Source organism: Streptomyces sp. Je 1-332, assembly GCF_040730185.1.
Classification (GTDB): Bacteria; Actinomycetota; Actinomycetes; order Streptomycetales; family Streptomycetaceae; genus Streptomyces.
In genome coordinates this window covers 2399952-2420847 of sequence record NZ_CP160402.1, presented here as the reverse complement: position 1 = coordinate 2420847, position 20896 = coordinate 2399952, and the positions used below count along the sequence as shown (strand labels likewise).

Below are 20896 nucleotides of genomic sequence, written 5' to 3'. Positions count from 1 at the left end.
GGCGTAGGGGGGAATCGCCCCTGCCTCCCTGGCCGCCGGTCAGTCCGTGCTGACCTGCAGTTCCTTGACCCCGTTCAGCCATGCCGAGCGGAGCCTGCGGGGGTCGGAGACCAGACGCAGATCGGGCAGCGCGTCCGCGATCGCGTTGAAGATGAGGTTGATCTCCAGGACCGCGAGCGACTTGCCGAGGCAGAAGTGCGGGCCTCCGCCGCCGAACCCGAGGTGGGGGTTGGGGTCGCGGGTGATGTCGAACTTCTCCGGCTCGTCGAACACGTCGGGGTCGTTGTTGGCCGACGAGTAGAAGATCCCGACGCGGTCGCCCTTCTTGATCTTCGCCTCGCCGATCTCGGTGTCCTGGGTCGCGGTGCGCTGGAAGGAGACGACGGGGGTGGCCCAGCGCACGATCTCCTCGGCGGTGGTCTGCGGACGCTCGCGCTTGAAGAGCTCCCACTGCTCCGGATGGGTGAGGAAGGCGTGCATGCCGTGGGTGATGGCATTGCGGGTGGTCTCGTTGCCGGCCACCGCGAGCAGGATGACGAAGAAGCCGAACTCGTCGGAGGAGAGGTTGCCTTCGTCCTCGGCGGCCACCAGCTGGCTCACGATGTCCTTGGCCGGGCACTCCTTGCGGGCGGCGGCGAGATTCATCGCGTACGAGACGATCTCCATCGCCGCCTCGGCGCCGACCTCCTCGGTGATCGCGTACTCCGGGTCGTCGTAGGCGGCCATCTTGTTCGACCAGTCGAAGATCTTCGTCCGGTCGTCCTGGGGTACGCCGATGAGCTCGGCGATGGCCTGGAGGGGAAGTTCCACGGCGACGTTCGTGACGAAGTCGAAGGAGCCGTCGGCCGCGGCGTTCGCCAGGGCCGTCTCGACGATCGAGCCCGCGCGCTCGCGCAGGGCGTCCTCCAGGGACCGGATGGCGCGGGGTGTGAAGCCGCGCTGCACGATCTGGCGGACCCGGGTGTGCTCGGGCGGGTCCATGTTGAGCATGATCATCTTCTGTACTTCGATCTGGTCGCGGCTGATCGACTCGTTGAAGCGGATGACCGCGGTGTTGAGGTTGGAGGAGAACAACTCGGGGTGCGTGGAGACGTACTTGACGTCCGTGTGCCGCGTGACGGCCCAGTAGCCCGCGTCGTCGAAGCCGGAGATGCGGGGCGGCTGGGTGATCCAGCGCACCGGTTCCGTCTGCCGCAACTGGGCGAACTCCGGGAGGGGTATGCGCTCTTGGAGCAGGTCGGGGTCGGTGAAGTCGAACCCGTCGGGCAGCGCTGGACAGGGCATCGGCAACTCCAGGAGTTCAGGTCTGTCATCTCTGCAGCATTCCTGACGGCCCATCAGGAGATGCCCCGCAAGGTAGTAACGGGTTCTACAAGAGGCAAGGGCCGCGGCCGCACGGCTTTCGTGCGGGTCGTGCGCAAGGTGCGTGCAAGCCCCTTGCGGCGGTGGGGTCGCGCTCAGCAGACTGCTTGCAGAACTAGAACGCGTACTAGTTCTCCGTGTGGGTGCCGGGACACTCACGCGGGATGTGGATGGAGAGGACGCCCATGGCCGCGGAACCTGTCATCGTCGAAGCCGTACGCACCCCCATAGGTAAGCGCGGCGGCGCGCTCGCCAATCTCCACCCCGCCTATCTGCTCGGCGAGACCTACCGCGAGCTCCTCGGCCGCACGGGCATCCACGCCGACTGCGTCGAGCAGATCGTGGGCGGCACGGTCACCCACGCCGGGGAGCAGTCCATGAACCCGGCGCGCACGGCCTGGCTCACGATGGGGCTTCCGTACGAGACCGCCGCGACGACGGTGGACTGTCAGTGCGGCTCCTCGCAACAGGCGAGCCACATGGTCGCCAACATGGTCGCGGTCGGCGTCATCGACGTGGGCATCAGCTGCGGCGTCGAGGCGATGTCACGGGTGCCGCTCGGGTCGGGCTCCAAGCACGGCCCCGGCAAGCCGTTCCCCGAGGAGTGGAACGTCGACCTGCCCAACCAGTTCGAGGCGGCCGAGCGGATCGCCCGCAACCGCGGCCTCACGCGGGAGAACGTCGACTCGCTCGGCCTCATCTCGCAGGAGCGCGCGGCCACCGCCTGGGCCGAGGAGCGCTTCAAACGCGAGACGTTCGCCGTCCAGGTCCCGACGACGGAGGAGGAGCAGGCCGCCGGGCAGGGCATGTGGCGGCTCGTCGACCGGGACGAAGGGCTGCGGGACACCACGATGGAGGGCCTTGAGCGGCTCAAGCCGGTGATGCCGACCGCCGTGCACACCGCGGGGAACTCCTCGCAGATCTCGGACGGCGCCGCGGCGATCATGTGGGCGTCGAAGCGGATGGCGCGCGCGCTGAAGCTGCGGCCGCGCGCGCGGATCGTGGCGCAGGCGCTGGTGGGCGCCGACCCGCACTACCATCTCGACGGGCCGATCGACGCGACGCGGGCGGTGCTCGGCAAGGCGGGGATGTCCCTGAAGGACATCGACCTCGTGGAGATCAACGAGGCGTTCGCGTCGGTGGTCCTCAGCTGGGCGCAGGTCTTCGAGCAGGACCTGGAGAAGGTGAACGTGAACGGCGGCGCGATCGCCCTGGGGCACCCCGTGGGGGCGACCGGGGCGCGGCTCATCACCACGGCTCTGCACGAGCTGGAGCGACGGGACAAGGAGTTCGCGCTGATCACGATGTGCGCGGGGGGCGCTGTCGCTACGGGGACGATCATTCAGCGGCTGTAGGCCGTTCCGGACGCCGAAAAACGCCGGACGGGCTGGGATGTCCAGCCTGTCCGGCGTTTGAGGACGAACTCGGCGGAGCCGGTGATCTCCGGTGCGCCGCGAGGGGGTTCGGCTCAGTAAGAGCCGTTGGCCTGCCAGTGGGCCCATGCGCCGGTCGGGCTGCCGTAGCGGTCGTTCATGTAGTCGAGGCCCCACTTGATCTGGGTCTCGGGGTTGGTCTTCCAGTCCGAGCCCGCCGACGCCATCTTCGAGGCGGGCAGGGCCTGGACCAGGCCGTAGGCGCCGGAGGAGGCGTTCGTGGCCTTGGGGTTCCAGCCGCTCTCGTGCTCCACGATCTTGCTGAACGCCTTGTACTGAGCCGGGTCCGGGATCATCTTCTTCGCGATCGCCTTGGCCGAGGAAGGCGCCGCGGCGGGAGCGGCGGCCGGAGCGGCGGCCTTCGCCTCGGAGGGGGCGGCGGCCTGGGCCGGGCCCGCCATGAACAGCATGCCGGTCGCGGCGGCGGCCACGGCGGTACCGGTGAGGGCCTTCTTCGGGGTGGCGATACGAGTCAGGAGCGCGGCGGACAAAGCGTGACCTTCCGTGGGGGACATGGTGTCGCGGGCACGCCGAAGGCCACGGGGGTGTGGCTTGGGGAATGCGTCGGCGCCCTGGACCTTGCGGCCGGCGGCGCCGTGCGACTCGATCCAGAGAAACAGGGCTGCCACGTCTCCGCAATGCCCCTTTTTACTAGTGGATGTCGCATGTGTGCGAAAGGTCCTTCGTGTGACGTGGCTCTCAATCCGCAGGTCAGCGCGCATTTTGACGCGTACGCGCCAGTCGGCCACTTCTACGGCTCGCCGTAGTAGAGGACGAAAGTACTGTGGGCCGCCTCACCGCGAAGGGACCCTCCAGGTGACGCAGAGCCAGCGGTCGCCTACGCCTTCGGCCCCTCGAACGTGACCTGGGCCTCGAAGGCGGCCCGGCGCGTGGCCCGGCGCAGCGCCTTCAGTACGGCGGGCCCGAGGGCGAGGCTCAGCAGGACGGTGACGACGGCGCGGGGGAGGTCCCAGCCCAGCGAGGTCGCCAGGCAGTACGCGATGAAGCGGCCCAGGTTGTCGCCGACGGGGTCACCGGGCACGAAGGAGACGCCGGTCGCGAGGCCGCCGAGGTAGGGCCAGCCCTGCAGATTCATGACGGTGCCGTACAGGACGGACGAGACGGCCCCGTAGGCGGCGAGCAGCCACAGCTCGCCGCGGCCGCGGATGCGGTCGGGTCCTGGCAGCAGCCCCGCCCCCATGCAGACCCACCCCATGGACAGCATCTGGAACGGCATCCACGGGCCGACGCCCCCGGTGAGCAGCGCGGAGGCGAACATGGACACGGCGCCGAGCACGAACCCGAAGCCGGGTCCGAGCACACGTCCGCTGAGCACCATGAGGAAGAACATCGGCTCGATGCCGGCCGTCCCCGCCCCCAGCGGTCGCAGCGCGGCCCCCGCGGCGGCGAGCACCCCGAGCATCGCGATGGCCTTCGCGTCGAGCCCGACGTCCGCGATGGTCGCCACGACGACGGCGAGCAGGAGCGGAAGGAGCGCCGCGAACAGCCAGGGCGCGTCCTGGGCGTGCGCGCTCAGCCCCGATTCACCGCCCGCGATGAGCGGCCACCCGAAGGCCACGACGCCGACCGCGCTGACGAGCGCGAGGGCGCCGATCGAGCGCGGGCCGAGGCGGATGGGACGGGCCTGCCGGGCCGCGGAGGAGCCGCTCACGGGGTACCGCCATCGGCGCCGAGGGCGTCCCGGACCTCCGTGACCGTCAGCCACTTCTGCGGGGCGAGGATCTTGGTGGTCTGCGGGGCGAAGGACGGCGACGCGACCACGATCTCCGGGGTCGGGCCGTCGGCGACGATCTCCCCGTCGGCGAGGATCGCCACCCGGTGGGCCAGTTCCGCCGCCAGTTCCACGTCGTGCGTGGCCAGGACGATCGCGTGCCCCTCGGCGGCGAGGCCGCGCAGGAGTGTGACCAGACGGGCCTTGGCCGCGTAGTCCAGGCCGCGGGTCGGCTCGTCGAGCAGGAGCAGCGGCGGGCGGGCCGTCAGGACGATCGCCAGGGCCAGGGTGAGGCGCTGGCCCTCCGAGAGGTCGCGGGGGTGGGTGTCGTCCGCGATGCCGGGGAGCAGCTCGGTGACCAGCGCGCGGCAGGTGCCTTCGGGGGCCGCCGCGTCGTGGTCGGCCGCCGCGCACTCGGCGGCCACCGTGTCCGCGTAGAGGAGGTCACGGGGTTCCTGGGGGACCAGGCCCACGTGGCGGATCAGCTCGCGCGGCCCGGTGCGGTGCGGGACCGCGCCGCCGACGCGGACCGAGCCCGACGCCGGTTCGAGCAGGCCCACCAGGGTGGACAGGAGCGTGGACTTCCCGGCGCCGTTGCGGCCCATCAGGGCCACCGTCTCGCCCGCGGAGACGGTGAGGTCCACGCGGCGCAGTGCCTCCACCCGGCCCCGCCGTACGGCCAGGGCGCAGACCACGGCGGCCGCCGCTTCGGGTGCGTTCCCCTTCGTACGTTCACGGAGTCGGCCCAGGAGCGTCGCGGGGCGCTCATCGGGGCGCACGGTCACGACCTGCTCCCGGGGCTCGACCTCGGCCAGGCGCTCCCGCAGCCCTGCCGCCCTGCGTCGCGCGTCGCGCACCGTCAGCGGCAGCGGGGACCAGCCCGCGAGGCGGCCGAGGCCGACCACCGGCGGGTAGACCGGGGAGCGGGCCATCAGCGAGGCGGGGTCCCCGAGCACCGGCGGCTCGCCCGGCGCCGCGAGCAGCAGCACCTGGTCGGCGTACTGCACGACCCGCTCAAGGCGGTGCTCGGCCATCAGGACCGTCGTACCCAGGTCGTGCACGAGCCGCTGCAGTACGGCGAGCACCTCCTCGGCGGCGGCCGGGTCGAGTGCCGACGTCGGTTCGTCGAGGACGAGGACCTCGGGGTGCGGGGTGAGCACCGAGCCGATGGCGACGCGCTGCTGCTGGCCGCCGGAGAGCGTGGCGATGGGGCGCTCGCGCAGATCGGCGAGCCCGAGCAGGTCCAGGGTCTCCTCGACCCGGCGGCGCATCACGTCGGGCGCGAGCCCGAGCGACTCCATCCCGTAGGCCAGTTCGTCCTCGACGGTGTCCGTCACGAAGTGCGAGAGGGGGTCCTGGCCCACCGTGCCGACGACATCGGCGAGTTCACGCGGCTTGTGCGTACGCGTGTCGCGCCCCGCCACCGTCACACGGCCCCGCAGCGTGCCCCCGGTGAAGTGCGGCACGAGGCCGCTCACCGTGCCGAGCAGCGTCGACTTGCCGACCCCGGAAGGGCCGACGAGGAGCACCAACTCACCCTCGGGCACGGCGAGATCGACCCCGCGCACGGTGGGCCCCGTGACCCCTTCGTACGTCACGGAGACATCCTCGAAGCGGATCATGAGGGCTCCTTGGTGCGAGCGGGGCGAGCAGGACGTGCGGGGCGAGCAGGACGTGCGGAGGCGGCGGCATCGGCGGGCACCGGCGCCACGAAGGCGGGCAGCAGGCCGATGAGCACGGCGGCGGCCGGCCACAGCGGCAGCGTCGGCGCCGTCAGGGGGACGACCCCGGGGTGCAGGGCGGACGCGTCGTGCGTGGCGGCCCAGATCATCAGGCCCGCCACGGCGATCCCCGACCCGGCGACCAGCCAGGCGCGCACGCCCCACGGGTCGGGGCGGTAGCGGGTGCGCACGGAGCGCCGGCCGCCGAGGCGGAGCCCGGCGAGCGCGGCGAGGAGACCGACGGCGAGGACAGGCAGGCCGTAGGCCGTGCCGTCCGCCGTGAGCAGACCGTACGTGCCCACGCAGACGCCCATCAGACCGCCGAGCGTCAGGAACGCCGTCACCCTGCGCACCCCGGCGGGCACCGGCGCGCTGCGGCCGAAGCCGCGCGCGTCCATCGCGGCGGCCAGGGCGACCGACCGCTCCAACGCACCCTCAAGGACGGGCAGCCCGACCTGGAGCAGCCCCCGGATGCCCTTGTCCGCGCGCCCGCGAAGGCGCCGCGCGGCCCGCAGACGCTGCACATCCATGATCAGGTTCGGTGCGAACGTCATCGCCACGACGATGGCGACCCCCACCTCGTACAGCGCGCCCGGCAGCGACTTGAGCAGCCGTGCGGGGCTTGCGAGGGCGTTGGCGGCGCCCACGCAGATGAGGAGGCCGGCCAGGCGTACCCCGTCGTAGAGCGCGAAGAGCAGCCCCTCGGCCGTCACCCGGCCGCCGATCCGCACACCCTTCGCCCAGTCGGGCAGCGGCACTTCGGGGAGCGTCACGATGACATGTGAACCGGGGATGGGGGAGCCGAGCACGATGGCGAAGACGAGCCGGATCGCGATCACGAGGAGGCCGAGCTTCACGAACGCGCCGTACGACCGTGCCCACGGCGCCGACGTCCTGCGCGCCGCGACGACATAGCCCGCTACCCCGATCAGGAGACCGAGCAGCAGGGGGTTGGTGGTGCGGGACGCCGCCACGCCGAGCCCGAGCGCCCACACCCACCAGGCGCCCGGGTGCAGCGCGTTGCTCCGGTGCGCTTCGGGGGCCAGCCGCCGCCGCAGCGCACCGGGAGCGGCGCTCGTGTGATCGGTCATCGTGTCGTCGCGCGGTCAGCCGCGTCGGCGGCGTGCCTGCCAGACGGCGGCCCCGCCGAGCAGGGCGATGACGGCGACGCCCGCGATCAGGCCGACCGAGGGTCCACCGGAGTCGCTCTTCTCGTCGCTCGCGGTCTGCTTCTTCTCCGCGTCGCCCGACTCGCCGTTGCCCGAGACCTGCTCCCCGCAGCCCGACTTGGGGTAGTCGGCGATGGCGCACAGCAGGGCGTTGCTGTCGTAGCGCAGGGGCTTGGCGACCGCGGCGAGCGCGTCGGCGCTGGTCGCGTCGTCCGCGATCCGCGCACAGGCCGTACGGGGCTTCGGCGGGGTCTCCCCCTCGGGGGCGTCGCCGGGGGCGCCGAAGTCGATGACCAGGGCGATCCGCTTGCGGCCGTCCTCGGCGGGGGTCTTGGCGCAGATCGTGTCGAAGTCCGCGGCGCCGCGCGGCTTCGCGGCGTCCTTCGAGTCCTCGGACACGGAGAACCGGAAGCCCTGGACGGCCCCGTCGTCGGGACGGGCGGTGCTCGGCCCCTGGCTGGCGTACGCCCACGTCGAGCCGTCCCGGTCCCAGAAGGACCAGTAGCGGTAGCCGGTGGCCGCCTGGGCGGGGGCGGCGGCGAGGACACCGAGCAGGGCGACGAGGAGCGCCCCGATCACCAGGCGCCCGTGCCGCGCGCGACCCCGCGTCACAGCTGCTGCTTCTTCCTGTTGCCGCTGTACAGGAAGCCGATGCCGATGCCGGCGACCATGCCGACGCCGATGATCCACCAGATGCTCACACCGCCGTCGTCGCTGTCCTTCTTCTCGTCGGCGGCCTTCTCCGTCGCCTCCGGGGCAGGACCCTGCGCGTTCAGCTGCTTGACCAGGTCCGTGCCGCCGAAGTCGCGCGCGTCCATGCCCGCGGCGTGGGCGGCGAAGATCAGCTGGGCGTAGGCGGCGGGGCCGGACTTCTCGGCCCAGTCCGCCGAGTTCTTCGACAGCCACTGGGCCGACTTCTCGGCCTGCTCCGGCTGGCCGGCCGCGGCGAGCGCGAGCACGGAGTCGGCGGTGTTGCCCAGGTCGGGCATGTTCTTGGCGCCGGGCATCGACGACATCAGGTGGTCGTCACCCTTGGCGAGGGTCTTCAGGAGGTAGCCGGTGCCGTTCGCCGCCGCCTGCTCGGCGGTGTCCGCCTTCGCGCACTTCGGGGCGGCTTCCTTCTTCTTGGCCGCGTCCACGACCAGGCCCTTGCCGTGGGCGCCGAGGACGCCTGCCGCGGTGGCGTCCGCGTTCGGCGAGAGCTTGCCGGACTTGACGTCGGCGAGGCCGAAGGCGCCGCCGTCCTTGTCACAGCTCATGGCGAGGGCGGGCAGCGCGTTGAACGCCGTCTTGCCGCTCTGGGCCTTCACGCCCTCCGGCTTCTCGCCCGCGGCGGTGAGCGCGCCGATGACGATGCCGGTGGAGTTGGCGTCGGATTTCATGCCGGGGCTGTAGCCCCAGCCGCCGTCCTGGTTCTGCACGGACTTCAGCCAGCCGACGCTCTTGTCGACCGCCTTCTTCTGGCCGCCGAGCGCGGCGAGCGCCTGCACGGCGGCCGCGGTGGCGTTGCTGTCGAACGTCGTCTTGGAGTCGCACGGCTCCCCCGCGTCGGCCCGGTACGCGGCGTAACCACCGCTCGCGCAACTCTGGCCGGTGAGCCAGTCGACGGCCTTGTCGGCGGGCTTCACACCGGCCGAGTCCTGGGCGAGCAGGGCGTACGACTGCCGGAACACCCCGTCGAACTTGGGGTCGCCGTCGCCGTACAGACCGGAGGGCAGCTTGGCGGAGGGCGACGGGGACGCGGTGTCCGCGAAGGCGGCCGGGGCGGCGGCCGAACCGAACACGGCGACGGCGGCCAGGACCGCTGCGCTGCGGCGAACGTTCATGATGCGGCGGGTGCCTCTCCCTGCGGGGGAGCGGGGCAGCACGGGCGCGTGCGGGCACGGGCACCGGGCGGCTCCGGCTCCGTATACCTCGACGGTGCCGGCCATCGGAGGTCCCGATGACGCGAGCCGGTCACGCTCCGTACCGGGCATTCCGGCTCACCGCGGATGCGGTATACGGCTGCGGGTCAGCGCCGGATTCGCACCGGCTTCCCCCCGTACGGGCATGATGACGACGGGGCCACTCTACCGGCCCGTAGGGGAAGGGCCCCGGGGCGCCCGCCCCCGGCCGGAGGTCACACCGCGCGGTAGCGCACCGGATCGTTGCCCACCGCCTCCGCACGTCCCAGCTTCACCAGGCGCCGCACATGGGCCTCGGCCTCGGAGACCGCGATGTTCCGCGAGCCGTAGCGGATCTCGGCCCAGGGACGGTTCCACTCCATCTGCTCGGCGAGCTGCCAGGGCGTGAGGGGCTCGGCGAGGAGGGCGAGCAGGTCGGTGAGGCGCTCCTCGTGGTGGGCCAGGATCTCGCGCACGCGGGCCGGGGCGTCCGTGAACGCGTACTGGTGGGCGGGAAGCACCTCGGCGGCCCCCAGGCGTCCGATGCGCTCCAGGGAGTCGAGGTAGTCGCCGAGGGGATCGGTGATCGTCTCGTCGTCGGGGTCCTCGTACAGGCCGATGTGCGGGGTGATCCCGGGGAGCAGATGGTCGCCGGAGAACAGGCGGCCGTGGCCCGGGAGTCGCGCCGGGTGTTCCTCCTCCAGGTGCAGGCAGACGTGGCCCGGGGTGTGGCCGGGGGTCCAGATCGCGCGGAGCCTGCGGCCCGGCAGTTCGAGCAGCTCGCCGGGGGTGATGTCGCGGTCGGGGAGCGCGGCGGCGAGCCCGGGCAGCCGGGGCGCGCGGCCCGCGTCACGGGCGGTGACGAGCGGGGCGATGTGCTCGGCGGGGGCGCCCGCGGCCGTCAGCTTCTCCACCATGTAGTCGAACCAGCGCGCGGGCGGCCCGCTGCGCGTCCGGCGAACGACCGACGCGTCCGCCTCGTGCATCGCGATCCACGCGCCCGACGCCTCGCGGACCTTGGCGGAGAGGCCGTGGTGGTCGGGGTGGTGGTGGGTGATGACGACGCCGTGCACCGCCTCGACGGATGTGCCGCAGGCGGCGAGGCCGGAGGCGAGGGCGTCCCAGGATGTGGGGTCGTCCCATCCCGTGTCGATGAGGACCGGGCCACCGTCGGTGTCGAGGAGGTGGACGAGGGTGAAGCCGAGGGGGTTGTCGGGGATCGGGACCTTGATGCTCCATACGCCCCCGCCGTGCTCGGTCACCCGCGGATCGGTCACCTGCGTCATCGGGGCCCTCATCTCTCGTCGCTGCGCGGCCACGACCACGGCCACCTTCAGCATAACTAGAACTAGTTCCAATGATCGCCCAAGTCGACTGTTTCGGCTGGCCACTTGAAGGGCTGCGCGAGCCTTGCCCTCCGTGGACTAGTGGAACTAGAACTGGTATCAGTTCTGAAACGGTGTCAGAAAGCGTGCCGCGCAGGCGGAATCCCGTCATCCCGCAGGAGGCAGTCAGCCATGACCGAGCTCGTGGAACACGGACAGCTGTTCATCGGCGGGGAGCTGGTGGACCCCCACGGCAAGGACGTCATCGAGGTGATCTCGCCGCACACCGGCGAGCCCTTCGCACGGGTGCCGCACGCCGCGCCCGCCGACGTCGACCGGGCCGTCGCCACCGCGCGCAAGGCGTTCGACGAGGGGCCATGGCCCCGGATGACCCTCGACGAGCGGATCGAGGTCATCACCAGGATCAAGGACGCGTTCGCCGTACGGCACGAGGAGATCGCCCGCGTCATCAGCTCCCAGAACGGCACCCCGTACACGTCGAGCGTGATGGTGCAGGCCCTCGCCGCGATGATGGTCTGGGACTCGGCGCTCACCGTCGCGAAGAACTTCACGTACGAGGAGGCGCGCGACGGAGCCCTCGGCAAGATCCTGGTCCGGCGTGAGCCGGTCGGTGTCGTGGCGGCCGTGGTCCCGTGGAACGTCCCGCAGTTCACCGCCGCCGCCAAGCTCGCGCCCGCGCTGCTGGCCGGGTGCCCGGTGATCCTCAAGACGTCGCCCGAGACGCCGCTCGACGCGTACATACTCGCCGAGATCGCCACCGAGGCGGGGCTGCCACCGGGTGTGCTCTCGATCATCTCCGCGGACCGCGAGGTGAGCGAGTACCTCGTCGGGCACCCGGACATCGACAAGGTGTCCTTCACCGGCTCCGTCGGCGCGGGCAAGCGTGTCATGGAGGTCGCCGCCCGCAATCTCACGCGCGTGACACTGGAGTTGGGCGGCAAGTCGGCCGCCGTGATCCTGCCGGACGCGGACGCGGCGAGCGCGGTCGCCGGCATCGTCCCCTTCGCCTGGATGATCAACGGCCAGGCGTGCGTGGCCCAGACCCGCATCCTCGTGCCCCACACGCGCCACGACGAGTTCGCCGAGGCCTTCGCCGCCGCGGCCTCCGCGCTCAAGGTCGGCGACCCGCTCGACCCGGAGACCGAACTGGGCCCGCTGGTCGCCGAGCGCCAGCAGCGGCGCTCGCTCGACTACATCCGCATCGGCCAGGAGGAAGGCGCCAAGATCCTTACGGGCGGCGGGCGTCCGGCCGGGCTCGACCAGGGGTGGTACGTCGAGCCGACGCTCTTCGGCGGCGTGGACAACTCGATGCGCGTCGCCCGCGAGGAGATCTTCGGCCCGGTCATCTGCCTCATTCCGTACGGCGACGAGAGCGAGGCCGTGCGCATCGCCAACGACTCGGAGTACGGGCTCAGCGGCAGTGTGTGGACGGCGGACACGGAGCGCGGCATCGACATCGCGCGGCGGGTGCGGACCGGGACGTACTCGGTGAACACCTTCAGCCTCGACATGCTCGGCCCGTTCGGCGGCTACAAGAACTCCGGTCTCGGGCGGGAGTTCGGGCCCGAGGGGTACGGCGAGTACTTCGAGCACAAGATGATCCACCTCCCCGCGGGCTACGAAGGAGCGGGTGCCTGATGGGTGACCGCTGGCACGTCGAGGTGGACCGGTCGGTCTGCATCGGCTCCGGGATGTGCGTGAGCACGGCGCCGGGCGCCTTCGCGCTCGACTCCGCCCGCCAGTCGCACCCCGCGGACCCCGAGACCGACGCCAACGAGAAGGTGCTCGAAGCGGCCGAGGGATGTCCGGTCGAGGCGATCACGATCACGTTGTCCGGCAGTGGGGAGGTCGTCTTCCCGCCGGAGGACTAACGGCTTCGCTCCGGCAACCGGATTTACTTCCGTGATGCGATCCGGGCCGTTTTGTGTCGATCCTGTGTGCTTTATCTGCACTCGAACGTGTGCGAACAGGACTTTACCCATGCGTTCCGCATGGTTGATCGATGACATCCGTGACTGTCCGTCCCCTTTGCGGCCTGGAACTGTTCAGAACCAGACCACTTGGGGAGGGGACGCCGTGGACAAGCGGTACGAGGTCTACTGTCTGGCCGACAGGCATTTCTACGAGACTCCGGACCGTTTGTCCGTGGGCGGCACCGCCCCCGAGTTCCAGACGGCGGGGCGCCCGGTCCCGCGGGGATGGCGGTCGGCCCGCGAGGGCGACTGGCTGACCTTCGTGCCCGTCGACGACGACGGGCACGCACGGCCCGCGCCCCAGCAGGGCTGGAAGATCCATGTGTCCGCCACGCTGGAGAACGCCGACCGGATCGCCGCGGTCGTCCACGACTACTGCGTGCCGCGCACCGTGCCCTTCAAGTTCATCGCGGGACGGCCCCTGCTCCACCTGCGCAACAGCAAGTACGCGGGACGTGACGGCAGCGGCAAGTTCGCGACGATCTATCCGTCCGACGAGCAGCAACTGCACGAGATACTCGGCGAGTTGGGGCGGCTCCTCGAAGGATTCGAGGGCCCGTACATCCTCACCGACCTGCGCTGGCAGGAAGGCCCCCTGTACGTCAGATACGGCGCCTTCACCCGCCGCATGTGCGCCGACGAGCGCGGCTCTCTCGTGCCCGCCATCGAGGACGACCAGGGCCGCCTCGTCCCCGACTCGCGCGATCCCGCCTTCCGGGTGCCCGAGTGGGTGACGCTGCCGGCGTTCCTCGAAGCCCAGCTGGCGGCACGCAACGACACGACGGTCACCGACCTGCCGTACCGCATGGAGAAGGCACTGCACTTCTCCAACGGCGGCGGGGTCTACGTCGGCACCGACACGCGTGACGGCCGCAAGGTCGTCCTGAAGGAGGGCCGGCCGTACGCCGGCCTCGCGTCGGACGGCGCGGACGCAGTGGCCCGTCTGGAGCGTGAGCGGGACGCGCTGCAGAAGCTCGCGGGGCTCGGCGTCGCACCTGAGGTGCGCGACTGGTTCGAGCTCGGCGGCCACCGCTTCCTCGTCATGGACTTCCTGGAGGGCAGCACCCTCAACTCCTTCTTCGCGGAACGCCATCCACTGCTCGTCAGCGAGCCCGACGCCGACGCGATCGCCGCGTACACGGCCTGGGCGCTGCGCATCCACCGGGCCGTCGAGGAGGCCGTCGCCGCCGTGCACGAGCGGGGCGTCGTCTTCAACGACCTCCACATGTTCAACATCATGGTCGCCCCCGACGAACAGTCCGTCTCCCTCCTCGACTTCGAGGCGGCGGCGCGGGTGGGCGACAGCGGCCGACAGGTCGTGGCCCACCCCGGGTTCATCGCACCCGCGGACCGCGAGGGCGTGGACGTCGACCGCTACGCCCTCGCGTGTCTGCGGCTCGCCCTCTTCCTGCCGATCACCACGCTCCTCGCCATCGACCGGGGCAAGGCAGCGCACCTCGCGACGGTGATCGCGTCCCAGTTCCCGGACATACCCCGGGAGTTCCTCGACGAGGCCGTGGCGGAGATCGAGCGGGGCGGGCAGGCCCAGGCCGGCGCGAAGGGTGCCGTACGGGCGACCGCGAGTGCGGCGGGAGCGGCCGCGCCGCTCGTCGACGTCGCCGACTGGCCCTACAGCCGGGACTCGATGGTCAAGGCCATCCTCGCATCGGCCACCCCGGAGCGCGACGACCGCCTCTTCCCCGGCGACATCGCGCAGTTCTCCGACGGCGGCGGGCTCGGCCTCGCGCACGGCGCGGCCGGCGTGCTGCTCGCCCTCGCCGAGAGCGGCGCCGAGCGCTACGAAGAGGGGGAGCGCTGGCTCCTGAAGCACATCGAGCCCGCGCCGCGCGGCACGCCCCTCGGCCTGAACGACGGCCTCGCGGGCATCGCCCACGTACTCGAACGGCTCGGCCACCGCACGCGCGCGCTCGACCTGATGGAGCTCGTCCTCCAGGAGAACTGGCAGCGGCTCCCCTCCGACCTGCACGGCGGCCTCGCCGGACTCGGCCTCGCACTCGACGCCATCGCGCACAGCACGGGCGAGGAGTCCTTCGCCCAGCACGCGCTCCAGGCCGCGGAGGTGATCGGCGAGCGGCTCACCGCGGAGCCCCCTCCCAAGGGGCGGCAACGGGCCGGTCTGCTGCACGGCGCCACCGGGCCCGCGCTCCTCTTCCTGCGCCTGTACGAGAGGAACGGCGACTCCGCGCTCCTCGACCTGGCGGCGAAGGCCCTGCGCGCGGACCTCGCCCGGTGCGTGGCACGGCCCGACGGCAGCCTCGGCGTGGACGAGGGCTGGCGCACGATGCCCTACCTCGGTGACGGCAGCGTAGGCATCGGGATGGTCGTCGACGACTACCTCGCGCACCGGGACGACGCCGGGTTCGAGGCGGTACGTCCGGGCATCCTGGCCACCGCGCGCTCACGCTTCTGCGTCCAGCCCGGCCTGTTCCAGGGGCGGGCCGGACTGCTGCTGCACCTCAACCGCAGCACCGCGCCCGGCATCACGCCCGAGGACGTCGCCGCGCAGATCGAGGGACTCGGCTGGTTCGCGATGCCGTACGCGGGTCAACTGGCCTTCCCCGGCCATCAGATGCTGCGGCTCTCCATGGACCTGCACACCGGAACGGCGGGCTGCCTCCTCGCGCTCGCCGCCGCCCTGGGGGACGGCGGAGCACACGTCCCCTTCCTGCCGCCGCTCAGGCGGCCCCAGAGCCGGTCCCGCCACGCAGCGGGGTCGTGACACCACCCACGAGGACATCAACGTCCCCAAATGAGAGGGAAGATCATGGCGCTTCTCGACCTGCAGAGCATGGAGTCCGACGAGATGACCGGTGGCGGCGGCGGTGGCGGCGGCAGCCAGGTGAGCCTGCTGCTGTGCTGGAGCGACGCGAGCGTGCTGCTCTGTCTCTGACGCCGACCCGTGCCTGACACCGGCACGGTTCGCCCGTGAGGAACCGGGCGGCGCCTCTCCCCAGAGGCACCGCCCGGGTCCATCGCGTTCACAGACGCCGACGCCACGGGGGTCGACGTCACGGACACCATCACTGTTGCCGCCCGCCCCGCCACGGACACGAGGACTGCGAGGACCCGGACCGCATGGCGACCACGAAAGCTCCGCCTCAGCAACCCGGCCTCGACGCCGAGCTGTTGAAAGACGCCGGGCGGTTGAAAGACGCCGGGCTGTTGAAGGACGCGACCCGCTACAGCGCCCTACGCTGCGTGGCCCTCGCGCTCTGCAGTGTCGCCGGGGCGGGCGCGAGTCTCTTTCTGCCGTTCGCCATCGGCCGCGCCCTCGACGCCATTCTCGCGGGCCACGCGGCCGGACACGTCGGTGCCGATGCCACCCGCTGGATCCTCGTGTGCACGGCGCTCATCGCCGCCGGAGCCCTGCTCGACGCCTGCGACGGCGTCCTCACCGGAACCACCAACGCCCGCACCACGGCCTGGCTGCGCGGCCGCGTCGGACGCCACATGCTGGCCGTCGGGCCACGCGCCACCGCCCGCTTCGCCCCCGGCGACCTCGTGGCCCGCCTCGTCGACAACGCGGCACACGCGGGCGTCGCGCCCGCCACGCTCGCCGCTCTCCTCGCGGCTCTGGTCGCGCCCGTGGGCGCCGTCGTGGCCCTCGCCCTGATCGACGGCTGGCTGGCCGTCGTGTTCATCGCCGGGGCGCCCGTCCTCGTCCTGCTCCTGCGGTGGTTCGTGCGCGTCTCGTCCGACTGCGTGGCGCGCTACCAGCAGGTCCAGGGTGACATCGCGGGCCGCCTCGGCGAGGCGATCGGCGGGGCACGGACCATCGCCGCCGCACACACCGAGGAGAAGGAGGCCAGGCGCGTCCTCGGCGCGCTGCCCGAACTCTCCCGTCAGGGACACCGGATGTGGCGGGTCCAGGGCCGCTCCCAGTCACAGGCCGTCGCGGTCGCACCCCTCCTGCAGATCGCGGTCGTCGCGGTCGCGGGCCACATGGTCGTCCAAGACTGCATCAGCGTAGGCGAGTTGCTGGCCGCTTCCCGGTACGCGGTACTCGCCACCGGGATCGGCATGCTCGTCGGACAACTGGGAGCGCTGGTGCGCGCCAGGGCCGCCGCGCGCCGCCTGGGGGAGGTGCTCGCGGAACCGGCGACGCCGTACGGAAGCCGCAAACTCTCCCCTGGTGACGGAGAGTTGGAGTTGCGCGGCGTCACGGTGGTCCGTGGCGGGCGCACCGTGCTCCACGGCGTCGACCTGACCGTTCCCGCGGGCGGCACGCTCGCCGTGGTCGGGCGCTCCGGCGCGGGCAAGTCGCTCCTCGCGTCCGTCGCGGGCCGCCTCGCCGACCCCGACGAGGGGGAGGTACGCCTCGACGGCGTCCCCTTGCGTTCGCTGGGCCGCGAGGAGCTGCGCCGCGAGGTCGGCTACGCCTTCGAGCGGCCCGCGCTGCTCGGCACGACCCTGGAGGACACGATCGGCTTCGGCGCCCCGCGCCCGGCGTCACCCCGCATCCGGGAGGCGGCCCGCGCGGCGCACGCCGAAGCCTTCATCACCCGCCTCCCCGACGGCTACTCCACGCCCTGCTCGGACGCGCCCCTCTCCGGCGGCGAGGCCCAACGCCTCGGCCTGGCAAGGGCGTTCGCGCGCGGGGGACGGCTCCTGATCCTGGACGACGCGATGTCGAGCCTGGACACGGTGACCGAACACCACATCGCCGAGGCCCTGCTCCACCACGCGCCGCACCGCAGCCGCCTGATCATCGCCCACCGCGCGGCGACGGCGGCCCGCGCGGACGTGGTGGCGTGGCTGCACGAGGGCCGGATACGGGCGGTGGGTACGCATGCGGAGCTGTGGCAGCGCCGGGAGTACCGGGAGGTGTTCGGCACGTGAGGCGCGTGAGGCGCGTGAGGCCCGTGGGGCACGCGGAACGGGTGCCGCCGCCCTCGCCTCCGCAGGGCCCGTACCGCCGAGGTGTCCGGTTCCTCTGGCGCAGGTGGCCGGTGGTGCTGCGCCTCGCGCTCTGGTCCGTGTTGGAGACCGGGCAGACCTTCCTCACCGGGTACGCCCTCGCGCGCGCCCTGGACGACGGTTTCCTCGCGGGGCGTGCGGACGTGGGCCTCGCGTGGCTCGGCGGGGCCGGGCTCGGCGTGGTCGTGGCCGCGTACGGCACGGGGCGGGTGTACCGCGCGGTCGCCGATCTGGTGGAGCCGCTGCGGGACAGCTTGGTGCGTCAGGTCGTCGGGCGGGGGCTGCGGGAGGCGGACAACGCGTCCGTGTCCCGGCTCACCCAGCAGGTGGAGATCGCCAGGGACACCTTCGCCGGCCTGGTCCTCGTCTCCCGCTCCTTCCTCTTCACAGCGGCGGGAGCGCTGATCGGCCTGTTCTCGCTGGCCCCGCTCCTCCTCCTGGTGGTCGCGCCGCCGCTGCTCGCCGGGGTCGGCCTGTTCGTGGCGAGCCTGCGGCCGCTGGCGCGGCGCCAGGAGAGGTTCCTCGTCGCCGACGAGGGCATCGCGAGTCAACTGGGCGCGGTCGCACCGGGGTTACGGGATGTCGCGGCGGCCGGCGCTGAGCAGGACGTGGCCGAGGACCTGGACCGGGGCGTCGCCACGGAGTACGCGGCGGCCCGCGCCCTCGCCCGCTGGGGCGTGCTGCGCACGGCGGCCCTGGCGACCGGCGGCCAACTCCCGCTCGTCCTGCTCCTGGTCACGGCGCCCTGGCTCCTGAACAACGGGGTGACGCCGGGCGCCCTGGTCGGCGCGATCGCCTACGTGACGCAGGCCCTGCTCCCGGCCCTGCACAACCTGATCCACGGCCTGGGCACGAGCGGCTCCCGCCTGGCCATAGTCCTACGCCGCCTCACCTGGACCCCGAAGCCCCCGCCACGGGGGCCCTCCGCTCCGGACACACAAAGCCCGGCGGGGGAGCCCGCTGTCGACGGCACCCCCGCCCTGCACCTCTCCTCCGTCACCTTCGCCTACGGCCCCCTCGCCGAGCCCGTGGTGCGGGACCTCTCGCTCACTGTCCCGCGGGGTGGGCATCTCGCCGTCGTCGGGCCCAGTGGGATCGGGAAGTCCACCCTTGCGGGGCTCGTGGCCGGGCTGTTGGAGCCCGGTGGTGGTGTCGTGCGCGTGGACGGGCGGGGTGTGCGGGGGCAAGAGGCCGTGGGGCGGCGGGTGTTGATACCGCAGGAGGCTTACGTCTTCAGCGGGACCGTGCGGCAGAACCTGGAGTATCTGCGCCCGGACACCGTCGGCGACGCGGAGTTGCTGGCCGCCGCACAGGCCGTCGGGCTCGGCCCGGTGGTCGAGCGGCTCGGCGGGCTCGCAGCCCAGCTCGACCCCGCCACGCTCTCCGCGGGCGAGCGGCAGCTCGTCGCGCTGACCCGCGCCTACGTCTCGTACGCGCCCCTCGCCCTGCTCGACGAGGCCACCTGCCACCTCGACCCGATGGCGGAGGCCCGCGCCGAGCGGGCGTTCGCGGCGCGGCCCGGCGGCACCCTCGTGGTGATCGCCCACCGCATCAGCTCGGCCCGCCGCGCCCAACGGATCCTGGTGATGGACGGGACGCACACCCTGTGCGGACGCCACGAGGACCTGCTCGAACAGTCCGTGCTCTACCGTGAGCTCTCCGGCAACTGGGGCCCGGAGCGCGCCGCTTCACACCCAGCCCTCGCCGCGCGAGATCCGTATGGCGTCGATCCTGTTCCTGGCCCCCGTCTTGCGGGTGATCGCGGCCATGTAGTTGCGCACCGTCCCGTTGGTCAGGTGCAGACGGTGCGCGATCTCGGCGACGGGCGCGCCCCCGGCGGCGAGGGCCAGGACCAGTAACTCCCGCGGGGTCAGGGTCATCTGAGATGCCTTCAGGAAGCCGAACCCGAGCGATTCGTCCACGAACCGCTGACCGGCCGCCACCTGTCTGATCCCGGCGAGCAGCCGGTCGGGCGGGCTCGCCTTGTCCACGTAGCCGAGCGCGCCCGCCTCCATGCAGCGCCGGAGCAGCCCAGGCCGGTTGCCGGACACCAGAACGAGCAGCGGGCAGCCGAGGCCGCCGGCCACCGGATGGGACTGCTCCCCGAACTCGACGGAGGCGTACGCCGTGTCGCCGTCGGGGTCGACCACGCAGACGTCGGGACGCACCGCGCCCGTACGGTCGCGTGCCTCGTGCCACGGTGCATGGGACACCTCCAGGTCCGCCTCACGGGCGAGTCGTTCCGCCAGAGCGGATCGCAGCAGACAGGCGTCGTGCACGAGAAGTACCCGGATCACGTTTCGCTCCTCCAGGTGCCCGCAGTCGGCCCCGATTGCTTCATTCAGCACGTAGACCATTCATAGCGGCGCCGACCGCTCGTACGGATGCGAGAACTGGCCAAGCGGGACCCAGGAGAGGCTCAGGGGCGCAATGACCAGGTAGGCCTGCGCCCCCCGTGCACCGATTCAAGGCCTGCGGACTGCGTGGTTCCGGGAGATCGGGGACGCGCGGCGTGCTACGCCGACTCCGGGGTCGTCAGATCGATGAGGCGGCACACCATCTCGATGTCGATCTTGACCTGTGCGATCGACGCCCGCCCCGAGAGCCAGGTGATGAGCGCCGAGTGCCAGGTGTGCTCGATGACCCGGACCGCCGAGAGCTGCTCGGGGGTCGGCGCGTCCGTCAGGCCCATCGCGTCAAGGATGATCGCCGTGGTCAGCCGCGAGACCGTGTCCACCTCGGGGCTCACGGAGCGGTCGGCGAAGGTCAGCGCCCTGACCATGGCATCCGCCAGGTGCGGCTCGCGCTGCAGGGCGCGGAAGGCCCGCATCAGCGTCTCGGCGCACCGCTCGGCGGGTGTCTCACCGGCGGGCGGCCGCTTACGGATCGTCGTGTGCATGTGCTGGAGCTGGTCCTGCATGGTGGCGACCAGCAGATGCACCTTGGAGGGGAAGTAGCGGTACAGCGTGCCGAGGGCGACGCTGGAGGACTCGGCGACCTCGCGCATCTGCACCGCGTCGAACCCGCCCCTGCTCGCGAGTTGGGCGCTGGCGTGCAGGATGCGACGGCGGCGAGCCTCCTGCCGTTCGGTCAGGGGCGGCGACGCCGGATCAGCTGCTGCGACTTCCGCTGCCTTGGCTTCCGATGTCATAGGTCCCGTTGTCCGTTGTCCGTCGTCCCGGTCCGGTGATGTGGTGGGCCAGCATGGCAGGGCACCCGCCGTGGCGCGAATCACCTGATCCGGGCCTTACAGCGCGGCTACCTGCCGGTAGATTCAAAGCGCGTTCCGCGATCGATCAGCGATCATTCAACGATCAAGTCTGAAACTTGTTCTAGATT

General features: G+C 71.9%; 16 protein-coding genes, 1 pseudogene and 1 riboswitch. Of the genes and pseudogenes, 7 read left to right on the top strand and 10 right to left on the bottom strand.

Annotated elements, in window-relative coordinates:
* Positions 1-39: 39 nt before the first annotated feature.
* Positions 40-1284 carry a cytochrome P450 gene (locus tag ABXJ52_RS11225; RefSeq protein WP_367041458.1) on the bottom strand — a complete coding sequence of 415 codons (1245 nt, stop codon included), beginning with the start codon at positions 1282-1284 and terminating at the stop codon, positions 40-42.
* Between the two features lie 263 nt (positions 1285-1547).
* On the opposite strand from ABXJ52_RS11225, the gene ABXJ52_RS11220 reads away from it, so the two are divergent.
* A complete protein-coding gene (locus tag ABXJ52_RS11220) occupies positions 1548-2717 on the top strand; it encodes a steroid 3-ketoacyl-CoA thiolase (protein ID WP_367041457.1) in 1170 nt (389 codons plus the stop codon).
* Between the two features lie 113 nt (positions 2718-2830).
* Here ABXJ52_RS11220 and ABXJ52_RS11215 read toward each other — a convergent pair whose 3' ends face one another.
* The 7 genes from ABXJ52_RS11215 to ABXJ52_RS11185 form a co-directional block, all read right to left on the bottom strand.
* Complete coding sequence (locus ABXJ52_RS11215; protein ID WP_367048983.1) at positions 2831-3286, bottom strand: transglycosylase SLT domain-containing protein; 456 nt, start codon at positions 3284-3286, stop codon at positions 2831-2833.
* Between the two features lie 347 nt (positions 3287-3633).
* On the bottom strand, positions 3634-4467 hold the full coding sequence (locus tag ABXJ52_RS11210; protein WP_367041455.1) for an ECF transporter S component: 834 nt from the start codon (positions 4465-4467) through the stop codon (positions 3634-3636).
* Complete coding sequence (locus ABXJ52_RS11205; RefSeq protein WP_367041453.1) at positions 4464-6149, bottom strand: ATP-binding cassette domain-containing protein; 1686 nt, start codon at positions 6147-6149, stop codon at positions 4464-4466. The genes ABXJ52_RS11210 and ABXJ52_RS11205 overlap by 4 nt, the downstream gene beginning before the upstream one ends.
* Positions 6146-7339: an energy-coupling factor transporter transmembrane component T gene (locus ABXJ52_RS11200; protein ID WP_367041451.1), complete on the bottom strand. Its 1194-nt coding sequence runs from the start codon at positions 7337-7339 to the stop codon at positions 6146-6148. Before ABXJ52_RS11200 ends, ABXJ52_RS11205 begins: the two co-directional genes overlap by 4 nt.
* Positions 7340-7354: 15 nt before the next feature.
* Positions 7355-8029 carry an SCO2322 family protein gene (locus ABXJ52_RS11195; protein ID WP_367041449.1) on the bottom strand — a complete coding sequence of 225 codons (675 nt, stop codon included), beginning with the start codon at positions 8027-8029 and terminating at the stop codon, positions 7355-7357.
* Positions 8026-9243, bottom strand: coding sequence for a prenyltransferase/squalene oxidase repeat-containing protein (locus ABXJ52_RS11190; protein WP_367041447.1), 1218 nt, complete (start codon positions 9241-9243; stop codon positions 8026-8028). The genes ABXJ52_RS11195 and ABXJ52_RS11190 overlap by 4 nt, the downstream gene beginning before the upstream one ends.
* 144 nt (positions 9244-9387) lie before the next feature.
* A riboswitch (cobalamin riboswitch) is annotated at positions 9388-9456 on the bottom strand.
* Positions 9457-9536: 80 nt separating this feature from the next.
* Positions 9537-10586: an MBL fold metallo-hydrolase gene (locus tag ABXJ52_RS11185; RefSeq protein ID WP_367041445.1), complete on the bottom strand. Its 1050-nt coding sequence runs from the start codon at positions 10584-10586 to the stop codon at positions 9537-9539.
* Between the two features lie 231 nt (positions 10587-10817).
* On the opposite strand from ABXJ52_RS11185, the gene ABXJ52_RS11180 reads away from it, so the two are divergent.
* The 6 genes from ABXJ52_RS11180 to ABXJ52_RS11155 all read left to right on the top strand — a co-directional run bounded on the left by ABXJ52_RS11180 (position 10818) and on the right by ABXJ52_RS11155 (position 19416).
* Positions 10818-12284, top strand: coding sequence for an aldehyde dehydrogenase (locus ABXJ52_RS11180; protein ID WP_367041443.1), 1467 nt, complete (start codon positions 10818-10820; stop codon positions 12282-12284).
* On the top strand, positions 12284-12517 hold the full coding sequence (locus ABXJ52_RS11175; RefSeq protein ID WP_367041441.1) for a ferredoxin: 234 nt from the start codon (positions 12284-12286) through the stop codon (positions 12515-12517). The genes ABXJ52_RS11180 and ABXJ52_RS11175 overlap by 1 nt, the downstream gene beginning before the upstream one ends.
* Positions 12518-12722: 205 nt before the next feature.
* Positions 12723-15359 (top strand): class III lanthionine synthetase LanKC, encoded by a 2637-nt coding sequence (gene lanKC / locus ABXJ52_RS11170; protein ID WP_367041440.1) that lies wholly within the window; start codon positions 12723-12725, stop codon positions 15357-15359.
* 45 nt (positions 15360-15404) lie between these two features.
* Positions 15405-15530, top strand: coding sequence for a SapB/AmfS family lanthipeptide (locus ABXJ52_RS11165; RefSeq protein ID WP_363307399.1), 126 nt, complete (start codon positions 15405-15407; stop codon positions 15528-15530).
* Between the two features lie 185 nt (positions 15531-15715).
* Entirely contained in the window at positions 15716-17479 is a 1764-nt protein-coding gene (locus ABXJ52_RS11160; protein ID WP_367041438.1) for an ABC transporter ATP-binding protein, read from the top strand.
* Between the two features lie 110 nt (positions 17480-17589).
* Positions 17590-19416 carry an ABC transporter ATP-binding protein gene (locus ABXJ52_RS11155; protein ID WP_367048981.1) on the top strand — a complete coding sequence of 609 codons (1827 nt, stop codon included), beginning with the start codon at positions 17590-17592 and terminating at the stop codon, positions 19414-19416.
* On the opposite strand, the pseudogene ABXJ52_RS11150 reads toward ABXJ52_RS11155, so the two are convergent.
* Positions 19330-19572 (bottom strand): annotated as a pseudogene (locus tag ABXJ52_RS11150) (LuxR C-terminal-related transcriptional regulator); the annotation flags it as partial. The gene ABXJ52_RS11155 and the pseudogene ABXJ52_RS11150 sit on opposite strands and share 87 nt — an antisense overlap.
* A 500-nt stretch (positions 19573-20072) precedes the next feature.
* Positions 20073-20708: a TetR family transcriptional regulator gene (locus tag ABXJ52_RS11145; RefSeq protein WP_367041437.1), complete on the bottom strand. Its 636-nt coding sequence runs from the start codon at positions 20706-20708 to the stop codon at positions 20073-20075.
* Between the last annotated feature and the right edge of the window lie 188 nt (positions 20709-20896).